Genomic DNA, 6,219 nt, shown 5'->3' with positions numbered 1-6,219 from the left:
GCTGAAATACCAGCCGCCGGCACCGGAGGTGTTCGTGCCAGCCTTCTCCGCTTGGCCGGCTGCGCTCGCCCGACCAGCTCCGCCGGCCAAGCTACTCGTGGCGGAGCGGCCCACCGTGCACTAACTTGACCTTTGGACCACCTCGCGGGGGCCGATCATATCCCTGGGGGCCGATAAGTGGACTTATCAGCCCCCAGCGCTCTGCCTTCACCTAAGATTAGGTTGCATCACAGGAGCCTGCCTCCGGCGTGCCCCTTGGGTGCTGGAAACCCGAAGCGATCCAGCGAAGTCATCGACTGGGTCGCATTGACCCCTCGAAACAGGTCCCCCAGAGCCTTTCGCCGGAACAGGATGCGCCACCGTTGGAGATACCGTGACACGTAACGAAATCCTTGCCGCCCTTTGGCATGGGCAAGACCCCTTTACGAACCCACCCACCACACTGCGGCCTCTCGATCTCCAAGGCTGGCGCAGTCAGCACGCCTTCCTCGAAGACGCAGTTCGTGAGTGGCGGCCGAGCGTCGTTGTCGAGGTCGGCACCTGGAAAGGCGCGAGCGCCGTGCACATGGCAAAGGCGATGGCGGCACACGGCGTCACGGGTACGGTGATCGCCGTCGATACGTGGCTTGGCGCCGTTGATCACTGGACAGACGCTAGCTTGTTCGCTGAGTTGGCGACCGAGCACGGCTACCCGAGCCTGTACCGTACGTTCCTGGCTAACGTCCTCCGCGAAGGCCTAGCTGACAGGGTGGTACCGCTGCCCCTGGACTCGGTGAATGCTGCGGAGCTGATGCGCCTACGCGGTGTAGAAGTCGACGTGGTCCATCTCGACGCCGGTCACGAAGAGGCCTCCGTCGCCGCTGACCTCGCTGCGTGGTGGTCGGTGCTTCGCCCCGGCGGGTTGTTCATCGCGGACGACTACGACTCCTCAGGCGGACGTTTCCCAGGGGTCCAAAGGGCGGTAGATACGTTCTGCAACCAGCATTGCATCGAAAATCGGTGGGAGTTGCGGGGTAAGTGCAAGTTCGGAAAGCCGCTGGCGCCTATCTAGACGTTAACTGCTGTAGCTAGGGCGATCCCTGAGCGCGCCTGCATGTAAGGCGCGTTCGTACGCATCCTACAAAAACCCGCTCCCCGAGTGCCCCTTGAAGGCATTTGCCCGGCGGATGTAGCCAACCACCGTGCAAGGATCGCGGTGTCCTGACTGATCCATGATGCGGGCGAGGTCGGCACCCCGCTCGGCGGCCGACGTGATGTAGCCGGCCCGCAGCGAGTGCGCCCCGAACGTCGAGGCATCGAGCCCAGCAGCCGTTGTGTACCGCTTCATGATGTCGGCGACGGCCTGCGTGGTTAGGCGCGGCTCGGGGAGTTCGGTTCCCACTTCCTCCGCCGAACCCTCACGCCCTAAGTCCAACTTAGCCTTCCGCACGTTCCCCGATCGCGACACCGGTCGGAATAGGGGGCCATCCGTGATCCCGGCGGCGTCGAGCCATTCGCACACCAGCGCCACCGGTCGGATGAAGCGACCGTGCGGGATCGCCTTCTCGAACCCCTGCCCTTCCTGATCGACCTTCGACCGGCGAACCAGGACGCGCAGCCCTTCCGCATCGTCGCGGAGATCGGCCACGTCGAGGGCGACCAATTCGGACCGGCGGAAGGCGCCTGCGAACCCAAGCGCCAGCAGCGCCCGGTTGCACTTCCTTGTCAGGGTGTCTGGCGTTCGCATCAGGATCGCGGCCATGATGTCGGCGGTCGTGGCGCCCTCTGCGTCGGGACCGTGCCGATCCGGCAGCGGATGCCCTTGGAGCCCGAGGAGATTGCCGAAGCCGTCCTGTGGATGTGTTCGGACCTCGGCGCGTTCGTCACCGGCGCGTCGATCTAGGTCGACGCTGGTTTTCGCTCCGAGGCGCAGTTCTGCAAACGACAAAGGATGGATCCCATGGACATCAAGCGCAGCGGAAGTCACCCCTCGGTCCCCAGCGCGATAGGCCTTCAGTCGACATGGACGGCGAGCTTCATCTTTGGGTGCACGCCGCAGAGGACGAGGAAGTCGCCCCTTTGCGGGAACACCATCGTGGTGCGGCTGCCGGGCTCCTGGTCGCCGAAATCGCGGTGGACCCCGTCCGCCTCGATATAGGCGTGGTGGACGGACGTCGCCTCTTCGTTGGACAGCACGATGGATCCGCCGGCCTGCAGGGTGACCGCCTGGAAGCCGAATTGCTTGGCTTTCTGAATGACGATGCCGGCGACGGTCGATGCGTTGGCGTAGGCCTGGAGGCACACGAGACAGCAGGCCAACCCTGCTGCGGATGCGAGAACGCGCCGCTTTATCGAAGCTCCCATAAGATAGACCTGCGCTTTATTTTCGTTTCGATCCCCCGGCATGAGTAAATCCAGAAAGTTTCGAGAGTATTTCAGCCGCTAATAATTGGATAAATTAGTTAATTTTGACATACTGGCGATGTTTAAGTTATAGCTTTGTCCATAATGGGACGGAGTATATGCTTGATATCTGGCTCAGTGAAAACCGAGCTTATCTCTCAGATAAACGGCGCACCAGTTCCGCCCTGAGGTTTCGACGTCACCGTCCAAGCATTTGGCAAACCACTTCGTGCACCTATGCGCGCCTGCATCAGGGACCCCGCGCATGGAAGTGTACGGACCGAAATCCCTCCCGCCCCCTTCTTGTTGGTCGCAGGGCGGACCTGCGGGTCCCGGCCCATGACGGGCATACGGCTACCGCCCCATCTCCTCGAAAGGGAGGCTGTCGACACACATCATTGTGTCAGTAGCAGCCGGCCATAGACCGGGCCGACACCCTTCGGCACCGGCACGCTCGTTGCGCTATAGTTGGCGTTAAGGACGAGGTTCGGCCCTTCGTAGAGGTTGATTTGTTGGGCTACGATCACGGTGTAGGCCGACTGATCCGCCACCGGCTTCGTCGCATCGATCACGAGGCGTCCGGCTGGCAAGTAGATTGTACCAAGCATGGTACGGGCGTTGTCGCTGATGATGCGATAGGTTCGCATCGGCTTGGTCTGCCCTAGTGGAGCTGGCGTCGGGGGCGGTGGCCCCAGAGCCGGCAGCAGGGCGCCGATGAGGCCGTTCGCCAAGCCGACTACGGGATCCAGCGGGGTACTGACGGTTCGTTCCTCCGAAATCAGAAGGCCTGCCATCACCCCGAGTGTGGGGGCGCTAAGACTGATTGTGCTGCCTTTGTCGAAGAGCAGCCCCGCCGTGTTGCCGGAGAAGTACAGAGATACGTCCGTACCAGACAATGTTCCCTTATCGTAGACCATCAGCGGCCCGTCCTTGATGACGTAAGTGCCCGACTTGAGCGTGACAACGGCGTTTTTGGAGATCTTCAGGCCACCGCAATAGGTGCCCGGATCGAGCGTTGCATTCTGATCAATCTCGTTCTTGCTGATATCACCTTTCTTGTTGGCGGATAGCGGTATTGAGAGGCATGCACCGATCGTTGGCGACGCACGGTTCTTCAGCGGATCATCAATTGCCGGACACCCGGCCTGCGGCACGGGCGCGAAGTTCGCGCGAAGCCCAAGGTAGCCGCCAGCTGAGCAGATCGTGTCGGCGCGCGCCATCGCGTTGTCGCCGCCGACCATGCCGGTGGCGTTGACCGAGTTCGAGTACAGCGAGCAGCCATAGGCGGTGACCTGCGCGTTCTTCTGCAGATTGAACGAGCCGGCAGCAAAAGGATCGAGCGTCAGCATGCACAGGCGCATTCGCCCAACGACGCTTGCCTGCGCCTTCACCGTGAGACTGGCGGCGGGCACCCCGACGAAGCTACCGAAAGTCAGCTTGAAGGTCTCGGCGGCGGAGGCGGCGACGTTGGTTTTGTCGGACGCGACCGTCACCTGCACTGTCAGTGGCCGGTCAAATGGCGACTTCGCCTCGGATCGGACCGTCTGCTCGGTGACGCCGATCACTGCGGCCGTGCTCGACATCGCGAGCTTGAGGGCGTTGCCGCCGGCCAGGACGCCAGCATCGACGGCCGCCTGCAACTGGGCCCGTCGGGCGGCGAGGCGCGCGTAATCGACACCGCCACCGACAAGGCCGAGCAGCACCGTCGCGCAGAGGCAGAAGATGACAGCGACGGCACCGCGGCGGTCGGGTCCGAAGGAGCGTGCTGTGCCTAGCCAGTCTTGGCTCATGCCGTTGCGGCCTATACAGACCGATCCCTCATCTCACCACCCGGGCTTCTAAGAGCCAATAGTTAATGCGCCGCTCTGCCTATCCGTATTAGTTTGATGAGTTAAGCTGAAATCCACCTGCGACCAATAATCGCCGGTCTCAAATGGTTGCATAAACAACCAAAGGAGCGGTGTTTTATGTGCTGCGAAGGGTCGTGCGCGGGCTGGGCCACCACCACCTCAAGCAGCGCCACGCCAGCCGCCACCACGACGTTGCCGGCGGCGCGCTACGGGCGCGGGGCGAACGGGAGCACGGTCGGCGCGGCTGGTATGTCCTGAAGAACGATTATCCAGCGCAGAGGACCGCCCCTCCACGGCATCCCCTCGCAGGGACGCAACCTGCCCGCCGGACTGCTCGGCCACCATGGGAGCTGACTCCGCCTCGCCAGGTCGTCAGCCTCCGCATCCCCGTTCATGCGGTCGAGGATCGCGAGCAGGCTGTCCGCTGTGTCGAGGGCGGTCTGTGCCGCTTCCTCGATCATGCGCCGGGTCTCGGCCGGAGAGGGGGCCGGAGGTACGTGTGCCACGGTGGCGCGCGGGCGGAAGGTAATGACGTTGCTCATAGCTCAAGCTTCCACGCGGCAGCGCCCGCTTTCAGGATTACAAGGGGCGCGGCAAGCCTTGATCGCGGCTTGCCGTCAGTTCGCGGGATCGAGATGGCAGGGGCAAGGCGTCGTCCTTGGCGGCGGCTTCCGCTTCGGCGATGGCCCAGGCCGGAAGGCTGCCCTGTGCCGCGAAAAGCGCGTCGTCCTTTTCGGGGCAGTCCAGTTCGTCCCCGAACCCAACAAAGCCCGGCGGCAGCGACGTCCAGGTAATGGCGAGCACGGCGCGGATGAGGGCCATCCCTGCGTTGAACTGTCGGTCTTTGCCCTCGTACCAGTTGGCTTCTAGTTCGATGGCCGCCGCGAGAGCCGCGAGCGCGAGGCCATCGGGAGCCTTCGGGGGCGGCAAAGCCAGGTTCTCGGCGCACACATCGCAGCACCGCCGCATCACGAGGTTGGCTGCGGTCCCCTCGATGGACGCAAGGGCGGCCTCGCTAGAAATCGGACGGCATGCCCGGTCCTCGGCGTAGGCGGTCAGGAGGCGGGCGAGGTAGGCGCCGCGCCCGTCACTCGCGACCGGCGCCGAGGCGGCCAGCGCCGGCAACGGCATGGCAGCGGCCACGGACCCGGCCAGCATGGTACGGCGGCCCTGGCTCGTTTCGGCCGCTAGGCCCGCGGCCTTGGCCTTCAACGACGCGAACCTCTCGCGCAGGGTCGGCTTCGCATCGGCAGTCGGGAGGCGCTTCACGGGATTGCGCATGTTAGGTGCTCCGATTTTCAGGTTCGCAGGGATGCAGGCTTGCAGGGGCGGCAGGATGCCGGGTCGAGGCTCAGAGCAGGGAGGCGAGGCCCGTGAGGATGCATCCGCCCCCGATGATCGCCACGGCGGTCAGGAATTCGCCGGCCGCGCTGATGAAGCGACGGGAGCGGACGAACACGGTATCCGGGCGGATCGCAGTCACGGCCGGCCAGGTCTCGTCTTCGCCGGGTAGGGCTTCGTTCGGCGGGGCAAGCGCGGCGTGCTGGCTGTAGCGATCGACGCCCGGCAACAGGCGGGACGGAGCGGGCGACAGGCGGCCCGAGGGGAAGGCGGGCGAGATCGCGACCGGCGGCAGGTTGGTACCGAAAACAGGGTCAGGTCGGCGACGCGGGCTTGTGCGATGCCGTAGCCGGGTTGGTGAGCTGCCGAGAACTCGGCTTCCTCGCTTAGCCACCAGCGTAGGTGCCCGAGCAGGGCAAGCGCGCCGAACCAGGAGGCGCAAGGCGTCGTCATCAGGGCGTCCGTCGCGGCATCGTAGTCGTCGCTCGCGATCACGGACGTCTTGCCCTCGGGAGCGACCTGATTAGCGTCGTAGGCGGCGCGGTGGCGCTGGATGGCGGCGTGGATCGGATCGGCAGCGGCGGTGTCGAGGGCGAGGATACGGGCGTGCGTCATCGGTCGGGCTCCAAAGGGCTCGGGGAGGAAA

The 6,219-nt window shown here is 64.4% G+C and carries 6 protein-coding genes and 2 pseudogenes; 3 read left to right on the top strand and 5 right to left on the bottom strand.

Features of this window, described 5'->3' with window-relative positions; all coding sequences use genetic code 11:
* Both FV230_RS22905 and FV230_RS22900 read left to right on the top strand, forming a co-directional pair.
* Nucleotides 1–124 (top strand): annotated as a pseudogene (locus FV230_RS22905) (IS3 family transposase); the annotation flags it as partial.
* A gap of 249 nt (nt 125–373) precedes the next feature.
* A complete protein-coding gene (locus tag FV230_RS22900) occupies nt 374–1,051 on the top strand; it encodes a class I SAM-dependent methyltransferase (protein ID WP_147844040.1) in 678 nt (225 codons plus the stop codon).
* Between the two features lie 66 nt (nt 1,052–1,117).
* On the opposite strand, the gene FV230_RS22895 is transcribed toward FV230_RS22900, so the two are convergent.
* A complete protein-coding gene (locus FV230_RS22895) occupies nt 1,118–1,726 on the bottom strand; it encodes a site-specific integrase (RefSeq protein WP_246694961.1) in 609 nt (202 codons plus the stop codon).
* Between the two features lie 78 nt (nt 1,727–1,804).
* Here FV230_RS22895 and FV230_RS31390 point away from each other — a divergent pair.
* Nucleotides 1,805–1,882, top strand: a pseudogene (locus tag FV230_RS31390) (oxidoreductase); the annotation flags it as partial.
* Nucleotides 1,883–1,992: 110 nt separating this feature from the next.
* On the opposite strand, the gene FV230_RS22885 reads toward FV230_RS31390, so the two are convergent.
* The 4 genes from FV230_RS22885 to FV230_RS22870 all read right to left on the bottom strand — a co-directional run bounded on the left by FV230_RS22885 (nt 1,993) and on the right by FV230_RS22870 (nt 5,802).
* Nucleotides 1,993–2,385, bottom strand: a complete 393-nt coding sequence (locus tag FV230_RS22885; protein WP_147844039.1) for a hypothetical protein — start codon at nt 2,383–2,385, stop codon at nt 1,993–1,995.
* 392 nt (nt 2,386–2,777) lie between these two features.
* The gene (locus FV230_RS22880; protein WP_147844038.1) at nt 2,778–4,172 is read right to left on the bottom strand and encodes a pilus assembly protein TadG-related protein; all 1,395 of its coding nucleotides are present in this window, start codon (nt 4,170–4,172) and stop codon (nt 2,778–2,780) included.
* A 639-nt stretch (nt 4,173–4,811) separates the two neighbouring features.
* On the bottom strand, nt 4,812–5,513 hold the full coding sequence (locus tag FV230_RS22875; RefSeq protein ID WP_147844037.1) for a hypothetical protein: 702 nt from the start codon (nt 5,511–5,513) through the stop codon (nt 4,812–4,814).
* A gap of 70 nt (nt 5,514–5,583) precedes the next feature.
* Entirely contained in the window at nt 5,584–5,802 is a 219-nt protein-coding gene (locus tag FV230_RS22870; RefSeq protein WP_147844036.1) for a hypothetical protein, read from the bottom strand.
* Between the last annotated feature and the right edge of the window lie 417 nt (nt 5,803–6,219).

This window comes from Methylobacterium sp. WL6 (assembly GCF_008040095.1).
Lineage (GTDB): Bacteria > Pseudomonadota > Alphaproteobacteria > Rhizobiales > Beijerinckiaceae > Methylobacterium.
Note: the sequence above shows the minus strand (reverse complement) of the source record. Positions and strands in the feature narration are given on the sequence as shown.

Excerpts from the sequence above, each read along its gene's own strand:
- FV230_RS22895 (WP_246694961.1), bottom strand. The coding sequence starts at position 1,726 with ATGCGAACGCCAGACACCCTGACAAGGAAGTGCAACCGGGCGCTGCTG.
- FV230_RS22885 (WP_147844039.1), bottom strand. The coding sequence starts at position 2,385 with ATGCCGGGGGATCGAAACGAAAATAAAGCGCAGGTCTATCTTATGGGA.
- FV230_RS22880 (WP_147844038.1), bottom strand. The coding sequence starts at position 4,172 with ATGAGCCAAGACTGGCTAGGCACAGCACGCTCCTTCGGACCCGACCGC.
- FV230_RS22875 (WP_147844037.1), bottom strand. The coding sequence starts at position 5,513 with ATGCGCAATCCCGTGAAGCGCCTCCCGACTGCCGATGCGAAGCCGACC.